This is a genomic window from Pseudocolwellia sp. AS88 (assembly GCF_030551755.1).
Lineage (GTDB): Bacteria > Pseudomonadota > Gammaproteobacteria > Enterobacterales > Alteromonadaceae > Pseudocolwellia.
On sequence record NZ_JAUPEC010000004.1, the window covers coordinates 1 to 17,275 of the forward strand.

Consider the following 17,275-nt stretch of genomic DNA (forward strand, 5'->3'; position numbering starts at 1 on the left):
TAATCAGCATGGCCAGGACAATCTACGTGTGCGTAGTGACGAGTTTCTGTATCATATTCGATGTGAGAAGTATTGATTGTAATACCACGCTCACGCTCTTCTGGAGCATTATCGATTTGTGCGAAATCTTTTACTTCACCACCGTGTACTTTCGTTAATACCGCAGAGATTGCAGCTGTTAACGTTGTTTTACCGTGATCAACGTGTCCGATTGTACCAACGTTTACGTGTGGTTTATTACGTTCAAATTTTGCTTTAGCCATTTTAAAATACCTTGGGTAGATTAACAAAAGTTTAATGGTTTAAGATAAGCAAATAGAAGTAATCTTTGAATGGTGCTGATAGGCAGATTCGAACTGCCGACCTCACCCTTACCAAGGGTGCGCTCTACCAACTGAGCCATATCAGCATTCGATTTAAAGATTGGAGCGGGTGGCGGGAATCGAACCCGCTTCATCAGCTTGGAAGGCTGAGGTAATAGCCAGTATACGACACCCGCTAAATTCTATCTGTTCATCCTGTTAAAATTGGTGGAGGGAGGTGGATTCGAACCACCGAAGGCTGAGCCGTCAGATTTACAGTCTGATCCCTTTGGCCACTCGGGAACCCCTCCAAATTCTTACTTACTTTTTATCCGTATAAAATAAAAAGTATTAATGGTGCCGACTGCCGGAGTCGAACTGGCGACCTACTGATTACAAGTCAGTTGCTCTACCAACTGAGCTAAGTCGGCACTACATTAAGTGGAGCGAATTCTAGAGTAATGTTTTCCAGCTTGCAATAGAAAAAAACAAAAAGTTTGATGTTTTTTTATCTTTATCTCAGGTTTAACTCTGGTTTGATGTTTTTTTATTCACATTGCACTAAGTTGGTGTAAATAAATAGAAGTTAAACTCCTTTATCAGTATAGGGAGTAACGCTTTAACCCTTCAAAAATTAGTTCGTCAATGATAAGTGCTTTAGAGTTAAGACTAACTACAAAAGGTAATATACGCTCAGCATTACCACCTAAAAAAATACAATGCTGGATGTTATATAAATCTTCAGCCTCTTTAATAGCTGAGTTGATCATACCAATAGTTGCAGCCCAAGCTGCATTATTAACACATTCAGATGTGCTTTTACCCAAACCAATATTTGTAGTATTACTTACTTCAAATTTAACTTTTGATGTATTTGCGGTTAATTGAGCAAGCATTAAATCAATCCCCGCGAGTATTAAGCCACCTTGATGTACCCCATTTTCATCTAATACATCAAAAGTTGTAGCAGTACCCGCATCAATAATAGCCACACCTGACTTAGGAAAAAGTATTGATGCACCTATCATTGTTAACCAGCGGTCTACGCCCAGCGACTTAGGTTGTTGGTAGCTATTGATTATACCAAAACGTTGTTTTTCACTTTCGATAAAATTAACACTAACATTATGGGTTATTGCCCAAGTTGAAATAAGATCAGTTAAGGCTCCTAACTTCACACTACCAATAATAACCTTACTGGCACCTTTCCAATGTTTAGTTAACCACAATAAAGTTATTTGATTGTTTTCAATGACAATACGTTGTTTGGTTTTTGTACTTTCTTGTTCTATTAAGCACTTAGTTCGCGTATTCCCTATATCGACTAGTACAATCATTTTGTACCTCGCAAACTTACTTCACCGCCATAAATAATTTTTAATTCATTATCTATTTCAAGTAACAAGGCACCTTGCTCATTAATACCTTTACATATTCCATGTGTTTCATTTTTACCGGTAATTAATCTTACGGGTTGGTTATAAAAATAATCCAGAGCATTCCATTCATTAACTACATTCGCTAACCCTGAAGCTTTATGTTGTTCGAGACGACTCGCTAAACTTTGGATAATGGCAGCCACTAATTCGTTTCTATTAATTTTTATTGGAGTATGGCGTTGTAAATCAGTCCAAGGTTGATCCACTTTTTCACCACTTTTATCGGGCATATTTAAATTTAAGCCAATGCCGATAACGGCGTGACAAGGCTCATTTGGCGTTCCTTCTAGATCAATTAAAATACCCGCAAGTTTTAATCCTTTTATATAGATATCGTTAGGCCACTTTAATTGCACATTGATGTCATACAAGGAAGTTATTGCATCACTTATCGCCAAAGCAACAATAGTATTTAATCCCATTGCGGCAGTCATACCTTGAGGAAGCAACCAATACATAGACATATAGATGTGTGACCCAAAAGGTGAAATCCATTGCCTACCTCTTCGGCCTCGACCTGAACTCTGATATTCAGCTATACACACTTGTCCATTTTGAACATGATTAGGTATACGGCGCATTAAATAATCATTCGTGGAATCTATAATGTTATGTATTTCTAATGGGCTATCTATATTGTTGGCCGCTAACATTTTCAGAATAAAGGCTTTATCTAACAACTCGATGGGGGCTACCAGTTTATAGCCTTTACCTGTAACCCTGAAGATATCTAACCCCATCTCAGCAAGGCTGTTTATTTGTTTTGATATGGCTGTTCGACTTACACCTAGCTCATCACCTAGAATTTGTCCTGAAACAAACTCTCCAGCTGCTAATTTATTTATTAGTAACTCTTTTATCGCCTTAGCCATTTTTATACTCTGTTAAGTTGTACTCGCCTTTCGAAAAAACAGCTCTAACTTCAGGCTCTAAAATAATATTAAATTGTTGTGCAACTTGCCTTCTTACATACAAAGCTAAGCTGGCAACATACTCACCACAATCCGCTTCATAATTCACAATCACTAAAGCTTGTTTTTCGTGTACCCCAACACCTTTAGCTTTGTAGCCTTTTAAACCCGCTTGTTCAATTAACCAGCCTGCAGCAACTTTTACTTTATTATTAGGCTGTGGGTAACTAGGCATATTAGGAAATTCGCTTATTAATGTTTGCCATTGATCATGTTCGATAACAGGGTTTTTAAAGAAACTTCCTGCATTAGGTAACTTATATGGGTCAGGTAGTTTATATTGACGTATTTTGATCACTTCATTCATCACTTCTTTACTTGAAGTGGATGCAGGTAAATGATCTAAACCAGCATAAGTTAAATTAGCAGTCCATTTTTTAGGGAAACAAAAAGTCACACTAATAATTAAACCTTTATTCTTTAACTCACGTTTAAAAATACTTTCTCTATAACCAAAGGCACAGTCTTTGTGTTGATATTTAATAACACTTTCAGTTTCAAAGTCGAACCATAGTACTTCTTGGCAATATTGCGATAACTCTACACCATAAGCTCCTATATTTTGTACCGGTGCTGCACCAACACTACCAGGAATAAGCGCTAAGTTTTCTAAACCATAAATCCCTTGTTCTATACAAAAACCAACAAACTCATGCCAGTTTTCACTTGCAGCAGCTTTTACAATAGTGCAATTTAACCCCTCATCTATTTCAATACCTTTAAATTCTGGTTTCACGATAATAGGTGATTGGTTTTCTACAAGTAAGGTATTAAACCCCTCTCCCAAAATATAAAAAGATGATAAGTTTAGCCCAGACAATTCAATGAGATCGTAAATAGTACTAGGGAAATAAGCGACAGAAGCTACAGATTCAACACCGAAGCTATTGTTTTTTTTGAGGGAGAAATTAGATATTTTTTTCATTTAGCTATTTTACATATAACGCCAATTTATATCAGCGTTAATTTTTAACTAATCGTTTTTGCTGAAACCTAATTACATCTGCTTTCGCACAGGAAGCTTTATAATATTGGCCATATCATTATAGTATTTACTTTGATAATCCTCTTTATCCATATTTTCACTTTGATTGATAACAATACCTTCAATAGGCGCATTAACCTGTTTAAGCATGCGTAACCCTTGTGATATATGTTCACGTTTTGTTTTAGAACCGTGAACAACATAAATAACACCATCAACAATTTTAGAAATAATAACAGCATCACTCACTGTGTTAACTGGCGGTGTTTCAATAATGATTCTGTCGTAAAAATTTGAAAATACTTTGATCAACATGCCAAAACGCTTCATTGATAAAAACGCTAATGGGTTTGCTGGAGATATACCTGAAGTTAAAATATCTAACTTTAAATTTTTGTCTCTTACAATACACTCGTTTATTAAATGAGTTTTCGCAAGAAGGTTTGAAAGGCCTGGGCGATGAATATCTAAATTCAAATTCTTAGCAACTGTTGGATGACGTAAATCAGCTTCAATCAGCAGCACTTTCTCCATTTCACTAAATGAACGAGCTAAATGTAATGCTACTGTTGATTTTCCTTCATTAGGCACAGATGAAGTAATCGCTATAACTTTCGATGCTTTTTTCTCACCATTAAATAATAAAGTTGTTCTGAGTGTTCTAATAGCTTCAGTGAACTTTGTGTCTTTTAAGTCAGAATGAGATTCATTGCTATTGTTAAGTTTAAACTTAGGTAATATTGCTAAAATATCAGCTTCTTGGAAGTTATCTAATTTACGTCTTGAGTTTAATGTATCAACAAAAACTTCTCGCATAATAATAAAAAGTGATAAAACCATAAGAGAAAGAATAAAGCCTAATACAACATACAGTTTTTTCTTAGGTCCTACAGGTGACTTTGGTAAAATAGCTTCATCAATAAATTGTACATAAAAGTTTGCTTTGTAGCCTCCCATGGCGTCAGCTTCTTTTATGCGTATCAGGTAGTTGCTATAAAGCTCTTTGTTTGTATCAACTTCTCTCTGTAATTGAAAAAATTTATTTTGCAGCCTATTTAATCGTAAAAAATCCGCTTTAGCCGCTTCTAACCTTTGTTTATTCACTGTAGCTTTTTGCATCGCTGACAAATAAAGTTTTTCAACTGAGATTATGATTTCGCTTATTTGTAAATCGATTCTAGTTTCTATAGATTCTAGTTCAGCCTCAACTGCGATTCGTATTGGGTGTTTAGGTCCATACCTTTTAGATAACTCAAAAACTTTTCGTTCAACCACTTCTTGTGAGCGTCGTAACTGTACATAAGTAGAATGGTTACTAACTTCATTCAATTCCAGTAAGGTATTAAAATCGTCTCTATTATTTTGAATATATTCATAGGTGATTTTTAAGTCATCTCTATGTTTTTCAGCTTTTAATGCCGCAGAAGTTAACTCTGTGAGTTCAGATCCAACTAAACCAACCACACCTTTAATATCTATTATTCCTTCAGCTTCTCGATATTCTTGAAGCTTTAATTCTGAGGCTTGTAATTTTTGTCCTAATTCATATAACTGATCAACCAACCATTGTGATGTAGTTTCTTTTGAAGCGTTAGATATTTCATCTTGATAGGCTAAATAGGTTTTACCTACTTCATTCGCTACTTCCTGTGATACTTCTGGATAATATGATCTAAAGCTAATATTAACTAATTCAGTATCAGTAATGGGCTGAATAGTTAAACGTGCTTGAAATTTGCTAACAATAGCATCGCGTGACAAAGGTTCTTCAGTCTTATCAACCTCAGCTAAGAAAGGTAAAATATGGTTGTATTTAGTGCTATAAAACTCATCATGCTCAAATAGATTAAGGTTTGTTAGCACCCTTTCAGAAAAGTTTCTCGACTTTAACAATTCATATTGAGTTTTAACCTGCTCTTTACTGACATTAGATTCATTAAATGCATTATTAATTGATAAAGTGTTTTTAGGTTTATTGTTACTAATTTGTAATGTTGCAGTGGCGGTATAAGATGGTTTCAATAAAGAAACATAAAAAATTATAAATAACGTTGCGAATGAGGTAGCGAATATAAGCTTCCATCTACGAACCCATAATGGCCGAATTAGCTCACTTAAATCAATTTCTTCATTTGAAATTGTTAAGTTATCATGATGGTTATTTACGTTATTCAAAAGAAGCTCTGCTCTATTTTTATTATATCGTCAGGCATTATTTGAGTCGCTACATTTGCTTCAATTGTTACAACATCACCATTTACCTTACGTGTTATTGCCCAATCAGTTTTAGATGCTCTTATTGATAGGCCACCAGCAACAGCTATAGCTTTATCAAAAGTTAAGTTTTCTTGATAGGGATAACCGCCGGGACGATTGACTTGGCCATGTATATAAAAAGGTCGGTATTGAACAACAGAAACAGATACTTGAGGAGAAATTAAATAGTCGCCTAATAATCCTTGATAAATCACTCTCTCTAATTCTTTAACAGAGAGGTCAACCACTTGTATATCCTTCAAAAATGGAAAGGATATTACACCTGACTTATCAATAGTGATCTCTGTGGTTAAGCCTTCTTCACCATAAACGATAATTTGAATTTTATCGCCAGAGCCTAACTTATAATTATTAGCAAGCACAAACGGGCTAAATAATAATAGAAATATTAAACAACGCATATATAACCTGATGGTTTTTTATTTTAATAATATTTATTAATGTTTGCTCATTACTACCTCCATAAATGGGTTTACTTACCCGTTTTTGCAGTAGATCAAATACAAACTTATTTTATCATTGGTTATGAGTATCAGTTACTTGCACATAGATTTTGTAACAAGTTAACTTAACAGTAACACTTTTGTAACAGAATATGAAAGGAAAATACGTAGAATACTAGAAATGTACAGTGAGATTTTTTCACTCACTGTAATAATTTGAATTTAAAGGAGTTATATTTCTTTGGTGAAAACTTTTGAGTTGCGTTGAAAATTGTACATTTTCTTTTTGCCTTCAGGCAATTTATCAATCGGTTGTTCAGTAAATCCTTTCTCTAAAAACCAATGTCCACTCACTGTGGTAAGTACAAATATTGAAGACAACTTTTGTTCTTTAGCTAATTCTTCCAGGGTATTAATGAGTCTAAGCCCTCTATTACCTTTTCGATAATCAGGATGTATAGCAACACAAGCAACTTCACCTGAATTCTCTTCTGGATAAGGATATAGAGCTGCGCAAGCAATGATCACATCTTCTTTTTTGATTACTGTGAAACGTGATATTTCAACTTCTAAAAGCTCTCTTGAGCGTTTTACCAATATCCCTTCAGCTTCTAAGGGCGCAAGTAATTCTAAAATGCCCCCTACATCATCAATAGTTGCTGTAGATATTTGTTCTTGATGATCTTTAGCGATTAACGTACCGGCACCATCTCGAGTAAATAACTCTTGAAGTAACGCACTATCACTTTGGTAATTCAAACAGTGACAACGTTCCACACCATTTTCACCGCTTTGAATAATGGCACGCATCAATAATTGCTTAATAGGATCAGTACTTTGCTCTAATAAGGTTTTTACTGTGCTAACTCCACAGCTTTTAATTAACTTGCCCGTTTGATCAACTAAACCTTCATCATCAGTAAACGTAATGAGTTTATCGGCTTTTAAAGAAATTGCCGTTTGAGTTGCAACATCTTCTAAAGATAAATTAAAGACTTCGCCTGTAGATGAATAACCCACAGGAGATAACAAAACAATTGAACCGAAGTCCAATTGAGTATTTATACCTACAGTATCAATTCTTCTAACCGTACCTGTATGCTTAAAATCGATACCGTTTTTAACACCAATGGGTTTAGCTATAACAAAGTTGCCCGTACTCACTCTTATTTGTGAGCCATGCATAGGCGAATTCACTAACCCCATAGTTAATAGCGCTTCAATATGAATACGTAGTGAGCCTGTTGCATCCTTCACGGCTGATAACGTACCTGCATCGGTAATACGAATATTATCTTGCATTAATGGCTCCACTTTCTGAAGCTTCATGCGCTCTTCAATTTGTGGTCTGGCACCATGTACCAAAACAAGCTTAACTCCCAAACTTCTTAATAAAGCAATATCATGAATAATATTGGCAAAATTTGGATGCGTTACCGCCTCACCACCAAACATTAATACCACCGTTTTCCCTCGGTGAGCATTGATATAAGGTGCTGCATTTCTAAACCATTTAACGTTATTTTCGCTATCGTTATGCATTTACAGAGTCACTACTTTTCTATTAACTTATCTTGTCGACGTTATGAACGTTGAACAAGGTATTCCATTGCCACTTCATCATCAGGATTTTTATGAGGACTTTGTTCACTGTCTTCAATAATATTATCTGCTAATGAACTTTTCTCGATAAGTGCAAAACCTAACTTATTGAAATATTCTGGGGCATAAGTCAGCACAATAATTTTTTGTAATTCGATTTCATAAGCGAATTGCAATAAGTATTGAACCATTGCTTGGCCTTGGCCTTGATTATGGAATGCTTTATCAACCACAACTGAGCGTATTTCAGCTAAGCCTTTTTGGTAAATATAAAGTGATGCACTACCAACAACTTGACCATCAATCTCAGCCACAACAAAATTTTGAATGTCGTGAATGATGTTATCTCGGCTACGCGGTAAAATTTCACCTTTCTCAGCCCAGTAAGCCACTATCTCAGCAATCTTATCTACATCAGACATACGAGCACGACGTACTGATAATGCTGCTGCAAGTTGTGCATTTAAACGTTGTTGAACTTGTTTTAATGCATGCTGAATTTGTACTTTACCTGGCGCACCAATCACTTGAGCATTTAAGCTCGCGTTTTCGCCTGACATAGTATCAAGAGCTTTCTGAACTTGACCTGGTGAAGTTCCACCTAATACTTCTCGCTTGTCTAAACAAGATTCAATTGATAAATATTGGTAAACATCGTTTTCAATTTTATCGCTGAATTCTTGTAATTGCGCCAGCGTAAAGTCTTCTAAAGCATGTCCTGCATCAATTGCCGACAATACCGCTTCACCAACAATATGATGAGCTTCACGGAAAGGAATATCTTTAGCGACTAAGTAATCAGCTAATTCAGTTGCGTTTGAATAACCTTGTTGAGCTGCGGCTAATGTACGAGAGCGATTTACTTTCAAACCGTCTGCCACTAATACAGCCATTTCCATTACTTCTAACCAAGTATCTAATGCATCAAACAAACCTTCTTTGTCTTCTTGCATATCTTTGTTATAAGCTAACGGTAAAGCTTTCATGGTAACCATCATGCCAGTTAACGAACCAATAACTCGGCCCGCTTTACCACGAATAAGTTCACATGCATCTGGGTTTTTCTTTTGTGGCATTAATGAAGAACCTGAGCTTACTAAATCGCTCATTTCAACAAAGCCAGCTTCACCTGAGTTGTAGAAGATTAGATCTTCAGCAAAACGTGACATATGCATCATACTGATACTTGCCGATGATAAGAATTCAATCACATGATCACGATCAGAAACAGCATCTAAGCTATTTAATGTTGCACGACGAAAACCTAAGTTTTGTGCTAATAAATCACGATCAATTGGGTAAGCTGTACCTGCTAATGCGCCAGAACCCAACGGTGAAGTGTCAGCACGATATAAAGCGTCTTTTAAACGGCCAATATCACGATTAAACATTTCAACATAAGCTAAACACCAGTGACCAAAAGTTACAGGTTGAGCACGTTGTAAATGAGTATAACCAGGTAATACGGTATTCTTCTCACGCTCAGCTAAATCCATCATGGCTTGTTGTAAATTAACTAAAGCCAGTAATAATTCACCGCCCGTCTCTTTACACCATAATTTTAAATCTGTAGCGACTTGGTCATTACGGCTACGACCTGTGTGTAGCTTTTTACCTAAGTCACCCGTTGCTTCAATTAGCTTGCCTTCAACCCAACTATGAATATCTTCAGCGTCAGACGTTAAAATTTGCTCAGGATCTGCTTCAACTGATGCCTTTAATTCGTTAAGTGCTTCAACTAACCGCGTGTGTTCGTCTTCACTTAATACACCAACACTATAGATTGCACCCGCCCAAGCGATTGAACCTACAATATCTTGCACTGCCATGCGGTAATCCACAGGCAGTGAGTCATTGAATTTTTTAAACTGTACACTTGCTTCGCCTTTAAAGCGGCCGCCCCATAATGCCATGCTTAGCTATCCTTATTTTCTGAAGGAGAAGCTAGTTTACTGCCTTTTTGAGAAAGTGCAGTAATACGGCTAGACAAACTAAATAGACGAATAAAGCCTTCAGCATGTTTTTGGTCGTATACGTCATCAGCACCAAATGTTGCAAATTCTTCTGAGTATAAAGAGTTCGGAGAACGACGTTGAGTTACTTGCGCCATCCCTTTATATAATTTAACAACAACATCACCTGTTAATTGCTCTGCAAAAGATGCTGCGCCAGCAAGCTGTGCTTTAGCCAAAGGTGTAAACCAACGACCATCGTAAATTACATGTGAAAATTCATGCCCAATTGACTCACGGTATTTTAATGACTCTTTATCTAAAATTAGAGTTTCTAATCCCTTGTAAGCTGCCATCAAGATAGTGCCACCTGGAGTTTCATAACAACCACGAGACTTCATACCGACTAAACGGTTTTCTACGATATCAATACGACCAACACCGTGCGCTGCACCTTTAGCATTTAAGTACATAAGTGCATCATGAGCTGGAGAGCCATTTTCAGTAAAGTCTTTACCGTCTACAGCAACTAATTCACCTTTAACAAAGCTTAATTGAACACGCTCTGCTTCATCAGGAGCATCCATTGGATCTACAGTCATAGTCCAAACTTCTTTAGAAGGCTCACACCACGGATCTTCTAACTCACCACCTTCGTGTGAAATGTGCCATGCGTTTGCATCACGACTATAGATTTTTGTTAGTGAAGCTGAACATGGAACATTACGCTCTGCTAAGTAATCTAATAAATCTTCACGAGAAACCATGTCCCACTCACGCCATGGAGCAATAACAGTTAACTCTGGCGCTAAGGCAGCAAAACAAGATTCGAAACGTACTTGGTCGTTACCTTTACCAGTACAACCATGACATACAGCGTCAGCACCTACTTTTAAAGCAACTTCAACGTGTGCTTTAGCAATAACAGGACGAGCCATTGAAGTACCTAAAAGGTATTGACCTTCATATACCGCACCTGTTTTAAGAATTGGGTAAATATATTCTTTTACGTATTCTTCTTTAAGATCGACAACGTGACATTCAGTAGCACCTGAAGCAATTGCTTTTTCTTGAATACCTACAAGCTCTTCTTCACCTTGGCCAACATCGGCGCAAAATGCGATAACTTCACAACCTTCATAGTTTTCTTTCAACCATGGAATAATTGCTGATGTATCTAAACCACCTGAGTATGCTAATACTACTTTTTTGATTTTTTTCTTTGCTGCTAAAGCCATTTTATATTCCTTAGTCTTTGTAATCGGCATTTGTACGGCGTAAATGCCGAGTACTGTGATTACAAACTGTTTAATTAAAATTTTGCTTTAATGAAGTTTACACAATGTAAGTTTCACTAAAAATAATTGTTTTTTGATTGAATACTGTTCGTCTGTTATTTGCCTCAAGAGCAAGAAAAAAGCACGGAATTGATAAGTATCAATGAGTACTTTTGCCGCGGCTATTGGGGCAAATTACAAGAACAGTGTTTAATCAACAAAGTAAGGTGACTAATACGGCTGCTTGAGCCCACATTCTGTTCTCTGCTTCTTGGAAAACCACTGACTTTTCTTTATCGTCAAATAGCTCTTCTGTTATTTCTTCACCTAAATGAGCTGGCTGACAATGCATAACTACATTGGCACCTGCTTTTGCCATTAATTCATGATTCACTTGATAAGGCGCAAATTTCTTTAAAATTTCTGCTTTTTTACTTGGGTCTTCATCGCCCATAGAAACCCAGGTATCTGTTGCAATAACATCTTGAGAACCAATAGCATTAATGTCATGACTCAGTTCCATTTTAGAACCTGATGCTTTAGCAATGTTTTGAGCTTTACTGAACATCGCATCTGTTGGACCACAACCTTCAGGGCAAATTAACGTAAAGTCCATGCCTATAGTTGCTGCCATTAGCATTAATGAATTTGATACGTTATTTCCATCACCAATATACGCAAATTTCACTTGGCTTAAGTCGTCAAAGTTTTCTGATAAGGTAACAAAATCAGCTAATGACTGACATGGGTGATATAAATCACATAACGCATTTATAACAGGTACGCTAGCATGTTGCGCTAAACCTTGAATGGCATCATTACTGAATACTCGAGCAACTATTGCGTCGGCAAAACATGATAAATTATTAGCGTAATCACTAATACGTTCACGCTCACCTAACTTACCGTTTTGTTGGCCTAGATATAAAGCATGACCACCTAATTTGTTAATACCCATATCAAAACTTACATGGGTGCGTAATGATGGTTTTTCAAAGATCATCACAACAGATTTACCCGCTAATGTTTGCGAATAATCAGCTGGATTTTTTTTAATCTTTTTTGCAAGCTCAATAAGTTCAAGCGTTTGCTGTTTGCTTAGCTGATCATCAGCTAAAAAATTCTGTAAAGACATACAAGAAACCTTTTAAGTGTTATGCGACAGTCTATAATATTTCGCGCAATAAGTTATAACGTAATAAACAACCTGAACTCAGGATAAATACGTTTAGTCAGCTAAAATACGGGTACCTACATTGTCACCTTTGATCAAATTAACGATTTGTTCTGGAGACTTCCAACTGGCAACCGCGATACTTCGTCGTAACTGATTAGCAGCCAATAATGCTGCATTAACTTTTGCTGTCATACCGCCAGCAATAACACCTTTTTCAATAAGTTGGGCAGCTTGTTTGCTACCAAGTTCACTTAACCATTCACCTTCAGCGCCTTTCACGCCAGGTACATCAGTTAATAATAACAATTCTGCTTCTAATAATTGGCAAATAGCAACCGCTGCATCGTCAGCATTTACATTCACTAATTCACCATTATCTAACGCACCTATTGAAGAAACAATAGGGAAAAAATCATTCGCTAGTAATGTTGTTAACAATGCGCTGTTTTTAGGGCTTGGATCACCTACATTACCCAATGCTGGATCAGCTAATGTACAGCTAATCATATTTCCATCACCTAATGATAAACCAACAGCTGACAGTTTTAACTCGTTTGCAACACCAACAATAGTTTTATTTACAAAGCCCGCCAAAGTGCCGGCAATAACAGGCATTTGTTCAGCGGGTGTTATGCGCTTGCCGTCTTTCTTTTCAGTTTTAAAACCCGCTTGTGTTAGTTGTTTATCAACAGAGCTGCCACCGCCATGTACTAACACGATTTGTTGATTTTCTAACTGAGATAATTCAACCAATAAAGCCTTTAATGCCGAAGCTTTGTCAGGATCATGATCTAATATGGCACCACCAATTTTTATCACTAATGGTTTAGCCTGATTTACTGATAACGACATTATTTAACACCTACATTAGGTATTAAACCGTATTCACTTGGTAACCCCATGATCAAATTAGCACATTGAACCGCTTGCGATGCTGCACCTTTTAATAGGTTATCGATTGCTGTACTTACAACTACGACTTGTTTCTCTGCATCATATTTCCAATGAATATCAGCAAAAGGAGTATAAGCAACATTATCAATTTTTGGCCAAGTTGCCGCTATACGTACTAATGGCTTATCGTCGTAAGCATTATGATAAGCTTGATTAACTTGCTCTTCAGTTACATCAGGTTTTAGCTGTAAAGTAACTGTTGATAATAAACCACGTTTATACGGTGCTAAATGTGGATTAAAAATAACTTGAGAGTTAGCTTCCTGACTAATTTCAGGCTGATGTCTATGTTGTAAAATATTATAAGGCGTTAAGCTCACTTCATTAAAGCTAGTGCCTAAAGAGGCTTTGCGTCCAGCACCCGATACACCACTAATGCCATTTACAACAATTAAAGAATTTTCAATATGTAAGTTGTTTGCTGTCATAGGCTTTAGGCCTAATAAACTCGCGGTTGGATAACAGCCTGGCACAGCAACAATTTTAGAATCAGCAAACGACTCATCTAACCATTCAACTAAACCATAATTAGCTTGTTCTAACGCCGCTAAATTTTTATGCTCAAAACCATAATAAGTTGGATAGTCTGATGCATCTTTTAGACGGAAGCCACCAGATAAATCAAGAACCTTAACACCTTCTTCTAAAAAAATATTTGCCCATTCTGCGCTATACTCATGTGGAGTAGCAAAAAAAACAGCATCAATTTTGTCCGCTGCATTTTTAATATTTTCATCAAACCAAGCAGGAGAAAAGGCTTGTAAAGGTAAATCACAAATCCCTTGGTATTTAGCATGTAAGTCTGAAAATAATAATCCTTCAGATGAACTGTTTTCAGACACTAAAAGATGAACAATAGAGATTTTATTGTGAGCGGTTAATAAATTAATTAATTCTGCGCCAACGTAACCGCTAGCTCCAATAATTGCGACTTTCATGTTATTCCTTAAAACCTTTTGATATTTGTATTGACTAGATCAGAGAATAACATTTATTTTATCAAATAAAACAGGATGTTAAATAAGTATTTTGAAAAACATGAAAGGAGATAAGGTTTCTCTTTATATTTTTAAATAGCGTTATTGATCTAGGTTATCTACACTAAAGAAACATGTTATCACTCGATAACTAGTTATGCAATAAATCAACATAACTACCCATGAAAAACATTTAAGATAAATCGTATGAAAAAATTGCCTAATTTTACTACAGCACTGAAAGAATTAATCTCTAGCCCATCTATAAGCTCAACTCAAGAAAAATGGGATCAAGGGAATAAAGAAATAATTCATTTATTAGCCGGTTGGTTTGAAGCTTTAGGTTTCAGCATTACTATTCAAAAAGTACCCAATACACGTGATAAATACAATTTATTGGCAAAACTAGGTTCTGGTGAAGGTGGTTTATTACTCGCTGGGCATAGTGATACTGTGCCTTTTGATGAAAACAGATGGCAGTCAGATCCTTTCGCTATTATTGAGAAAGATGATAAATTTTTTGGCTTAGGTACATGTGATATGAAAGGCTTTTTTGCTTTTATTCTTCAAGCTTGTAAAGATTTAAACTCTAGCATGCTGAAAAAACCTTTATATATACTTGCAACAGCTGATGAAGAAACAACAATGGCGGGTGCTCGTTTCTTTTCAGAATCTCAAGACATTAAACCTGATGTCGCTATTATTGGTGAACCTACGAATTTAGTTCCTATTGTTATGCACAAGGGACATATGTCTCATCGTATTAGTGTTGAAGGTCAATCTGGCCATTCAAGTAAACCAAGTTTAGGTGTTAACGCGATTGAAATAATGTACCAGGTTATTGGCGCACTGCTTACATTAAAAGAACAGCTATCAACAAACTATAAAAATACGCATTTTGATGTTTCTTCGCCAACATTAAATTTAGGTGCAATTAAAGGTGGCGATAATGCCAATAGAATATGTGGTCATTGTGATCTAGATATCGATATGCGTTCGTTACCGGGTATGGCAGATGAAGAGTTGATCACATGTCTAACTGATATTTTGAAACCTTTGGCTGAGAAATACCCAGGAAGGATCAAGGTTAATGAATTACACCCAAGCTCACCAAGCTTTGAACAAAGCCAACCAAGCGATTTGATAGAAACAGCTGAACACTTCTCTGGTCATAAGTGCTGTGCAGTAAATTATGCGACTGAAGCACCATTTATTCAGGAATTAGGTTGCCAAACAATAGTAATGGGTCCTGGCTCTATAGACCAAGCACACCAACCTAATGAGTTTCTAGCTTTGTCAGAAATAACTAAAACAGAGAAGTTACTTACTCAAATGATAAATAAATTCTGTTTGTAAAGTTAAAGGCTTGTTCGAAAGGCTTTCTTTTATTAATTTGGGCTCGTCAAAGCTCATCCCTCAACAGCTAAAGAACTTAACTTATTTGTTCCAAAGGTTTTGATGAGCTTTACTGGTGAAGTATTCATTCGCCAGCCAATAACGCGGGATCAAATCTTCTTTGCTCCGCTCTGTATAATTAGAAGATAACAAACTTAAAATCTTATTAAGTCTAACCTTATCTATCATGGTTAGCTTTTTAGATACCTCGGTAAAGTGCAAATTACGCTCTTTAGATACAACAATATCTTGCCCAAAAGAGATAAAAGACAAATTACGTGTAGCAGTTCTACAAATAGGACTGTCAGGATCATCGGGATATAACCCCTTAACGATGGCATATTCATAGCAATACTGTTTATCGCCTTGGGTGTTTTCAGAAAGATATGTAACCCCATACCCCAAAGGGAAATTACCCGTTATAATTTGCATGGCGTCAACAACAGTACGCTGGCAAACACCTTTCTCAGCATTTTTATACAGTACCTGATAGACCTTAGGTAAAAGAGCATAATTGTAGTTTGATTTCGTTGATAAAATAATTGAAGTATAAATCTGAGGAACTTTAAGTAAATTCCCTATACCTTTCTTAGGGTTAATACTGCCTTTTAATAAAGTTTTAATAAAAAGTAATTTATGTTTTTCTTTTTTATCAAAAGAGTCTCTTTCTTCTCTTAAATTACCTGTGTATCTAGCGACACCTATACCTTCAACAAGGTATTTTATTGTTTCTCGGTAATCGATTTGCAGTAAGTTTTTTCTATCTTCTACATTTAGTACTCTAAAGGGATCTTCTTTGCCATCTTCCCCTCTCAATATTAACTGCGCATCAGGATGATTATTTCCAATATCTTGTAGTAAAGCAGCCTTTATCAAAGGGATTTTTACTTCCTCAACAAACTTTTTATGAGCTATAGGATCAATTGACTCAAAACGAGCATAGTTTTCAGGAGGGATATCGGCCAAACGTTCTTTAATATAAGGTTCCGAAATTGAGTTATCAATACACAGTCGGTCTAATACTCTTAAACACAATACCGCTTTATAAAGAGGTTTATTAAGTTCATTTGATAAAGGTATTCTACTTACATCGCTAGGGCTTAGTAATTCTATTGTTGCTAGTAATTGTGCTGATTTTCGATTATCTTCTGCGAAAGTAGCTCCTTCAGATAGAAGCAAGATATCTCGACAAAGGTGGTCTAGATGAATGTATCGCTGCTCTCTAGCAATCTCTTTTTTTACAGACTCATCAGGTTTATCTTTGATCCTACGCTTTGTATTATTTTTAGCTTTCTCAGGTAATTCTTTTGCTACAACTTGCAAGGGATCTAGGGTGTTAAAATACCCTATCGCTAATTGAAGCATAGATTCTTTTTTAGGATTTTTACCAAAAATTTGTTGTGAAAGGTTTTTCACACTCTTAGTAAAATTTGTATCTTGATGAGTATTCAGTGACATTTATTACACAAAATAAAAAACTCTAAATTTTTTATTACTTTAAGGTTAGTAAATATATTCAAAAAA

General features: G+C 36.0%; 14 protein-coding genes and 4 tRNA genes. 1 reads left to right on the forward strand and 17 read right to left on the reverse strand.

All coding sequences use genetic code 11. The features are described 5' to 3' along the window. The 16 genes from Q5N69_RS04085 to argC all read right to left on the reverse strand — a co-directional run. A partial coding sequence (locus tag Q5N69_RS04085) for a GTP-binding protein (RefSeq protein WP_304367583.1) occupies positions 1-263 on the reverse strand: 263 nt, incomplete at its 3' end. 70 nt (positions 264-333) lie between these two features. After that, positions 334-409, reverse strand: a tRNA-Thr gene (locus tag Q5N69_RS04090). 15 nt (positions 410-424) lie between these two features. Continuing rightward, positions 425-499, reverse strand: a tRNA-Gly gene (locus Q5N69_RS04095). 29 nt (positions 500-528) lie between these two features. Next, positions 529-613, reverse strand: a tRNA-Tyr gene (locus Q5N69_RS04100). Positions 614-657: 44 nt separating this feature from the next. Further along, a tRNA-Thr gene (locus Q5N69_RS04105) sits at positions 658-733 on the reverse strand. Positions 734-901: 168 nt separating this feature from the next. Then, positions 902-1,639: a type III pantothenate kinase gene (locus Q5N69_RS04110; RefSeq protein ID WP_304367584.1), complete on the reverse strand. Its 738-nt coding sequence runs from the start codon at positions 1,637-1,639 to the stop codon at positions 902-904. Next, positions 1,636-2,613 carry a bifunctional biotin--[acetyl-CoA-carboxylase] ligase/biotin operon repressor BirA gene (gene birA, locus Q5N69_RS04115; RefSeq protein WP_304367585.1) on the reverse strand — a complete coding sequence of 326 codons (978 nt, stop codon included), beginning with the start codon at positions 2,611-2,613 and terminating at the stop codon, positions 1,636-1,638. Before birA ends, Q5N69_RS04110 begins: the two co-directional genes overlap by 4 nt. Further along, complete coding sequence (gene murB / locus Q5N69_RS04120) at positions 2,606-3,637, reverse strand: UDP-N-acetylmuramate dehydrogenase (RefSeq protein WP_304367586.1); 1,032 nt, start codon at positions 3,635-3,637, stop codon at positions 2,606-2,608. Before murB ends, birA begins: the two co-directional genes overlap by 8 nt. Positions 3,638-3,709: 72 nt before the next feature. Next, on the reverse strand, positions 3,710-5,872 hold the full coding sequence (locus Q5N69_RS04125; RefSeq protein WP_304367587.1) for a polysaccharide biosynthesis tyrosine autokinase: 2,163 nt from the start codon (positions 5,870-5,872) through the stop codon (positions 3,710-3,712). Beyond that, the gene (locus Q5N69_RS04130) at positions 5,869-6,375 is read right to left on the reverse strand and encodes a polysaccharide biosynthesis/export family protein (RefSeq protein WP_304367588.1); all 507 of its coding nucleotides are present in this window, start codon (positions 6,373-6,375) and stop codon (positions 5,869-5,871) included. The genes Q5N69_RS04125 and Q5N69_RS04130 overlap by 4 nt, the downstream gene beginning before the upstream one ends. 273 nt (positions 6,376-6,648) lie before the next feature. Next, positions 6,649-7,959, reverse strand: coding sequence for an amino-acid N-acetyltransferase (argA, locus tag Q5N69_RS04135; RefSeq protein ID WP_304367589.1), 1,311 nt, complete (start codon positions 7,957-7,959; stop codon positions 6,649-6,651). Positions 7,960-8,000: 41 nt separating this feature from the next. After that, positions 8,001-9,932: an argininosuccinate lyase gene (argH, locus tag Q5N69_RS04140; protein WP_304367590.1), complete on the reverse strand. Its 1,932-nt coding sequence runs from the start codon at positions 9,930-9,932 to the stop codon at positions 8,001-8,003. A gap of 2 nt (positions 9,933-9,934) precedes the next feature. Continuing rightward, positions 9,935-11,209, reverse strand: a complete 1,275-nt coding sequence (locus Q5N69_RS04145) for an argininosuccinate synthase (protein ID WP_304367591.1) — start codon at positions 11,207-11,209, stop codon at positions 9,935-9,937. Between the two features lie 253 nt (positions 11,210-11,462). Next, entirely contained in the window at positions 11,463-12,383 is a 921-nt protein-coding gene (locus Q5N69_RS04150; RefSeq protein ID WP_304367592.1) for an ornithine carbamoyltransferase, read from the reverse strand. A 93-nt stretch (positions 12,384-12,476) separates the two neighbouring features. Further along, a complete protein-coding gene (gene argB / locus Q5N69_RS04155) occupies positions 12,477-13,277 on the reverse strand; it encodes an acetylglutamate kinase (protein WP_304367593.1) in 801 nt (266 codons plus the stop codon). Continuing rightward, positions 13,277-14,317, reverse strand: coding sequence for an N-acetyl-gamma-glutamyl-phosphate reductase (gene argC, locus Q5N69_RS04160; RefSeq protein WP_304367594.1), 1,041 nt, complete (start codon positions 14,315-14,317; stop codon positions 13,277-13,279). Before argC ends, argB begins: the two co-directional genes overlap by 1 nt. Positions 14,318-14,563: 246 nt before the next feature. Here argC and argE point away from each other — a divergent pair, with 246 nt between their 5' ends. Then, positions 14,564-15,712 (forward strand): acetylornithine deacetylase, encoded by a 1,149-nt coding sequence (gene argE, locus Q5N69_RS04165; protein WP_304367595.1) that lies wholly within the window; start codon positions 14,564-14,566, stop codon positions 15,710-15,712. A gap of 81 nt (positions 15,713-15,793) precedes the next feature. On the opposite strand, the gene Q5N69_RS04170 is transcribed toward argE, so the two are convergent. Then, entirely contained in the window at positions 15,794-17,209 is a 1,416-nt protein-coding gene (locus tag Q5N69_RS04170; protein WP_304367596.1) for a hypothetical protein, read from the reverse strand. Positions 17,210-17,275: the final 66 nt, after the last annotated feature.

Excerpts from the sequence above, each read along its gene's own strand:
- Q5N69_RS04130 (WP_304367588.1), bottom strand. The coding sequence starts at position 6,375 with ATGCGTTGTTTAATATTTCTATTATTATTTAGCCCGTTTGTGCTTGCT.
- murB (WP_304367586.1), bottom strand. The coding sequence starts at position 3,637 with ATGAAAAAAATATCTAATTTCTCCCTCAAAAAAAACAATAGCTTCGGT.
- birA (WP_304367585.1), bottom strand. The coding sequence starts at position 2,613 with ATGGCTAAGGCGATAAAAGAGTTACTAATAAATAAATTAGCAGCTGGA.
- argH (WP_304367590.1), bottom strand. The coding sequence starts at position 9,932 with ATGGCATTATGGGGCGGCCGCTTTAAAGGCGAAGCAAGTGTACAGTTT.
- Q5N69_RS04170 (WP_304367596.1), bottom strand. The coding sequence starts at position 17,209 with ATGTCACTGAATACTCATCAAGATACAAATTTTACTAAGAGTGTGAAA.
- argC (WP_304367594.1), bottom strand. The coding sequence starts at position 14,317 with ATGAAAGTCGCAATTATTGGAGCTAGCGGTTACGTTGGCGCAGAATTA.
- Q5N69_RS04110 (WP_304367584.1), bottom strand. The coding sequence starts at position 1,639 with ATGATTGTACTAGTCGATATAGGGAATACGCGAACTAAGTGCTTAATA.
- argA (WP_304367589.1), bottom strand. The coding sequence starts at position 7,959 with ATGCATAACGATAGCGAAAATAACGTTAAATGGTTTAGAAATGCAGCA.
- argE (WP_304367595.1), top strand. The coding sequence starts at position 14,564 with ATGAAAAAATTGCCTAATTTTACTACAGCACTGAAAGAATTAATCTCT.
- Q5N69_RS04150 (WP_304367592.1), bottom strand. The coding sequence starts at position 12,383 with ATGTCTTTACAGAATTTTTTAGCTGATGATCAGCTAAGCAAACAGCAA.
- Q5N69_RS04145 (WP_304367591.1), bottom strand. The coding sequence starts at position 11,209 with ATGGCTTTAGCAGCAAAGAAAAAAATCAAAAAAGTAGTATTAGCATAC.
- argB (WP_304367593.1), bottom strand. The coding sequence starts at position 13,277 with ATGTCGTTATCAGTAAATCAGGCTAAACCATTAGTGATAAAAATTGGT.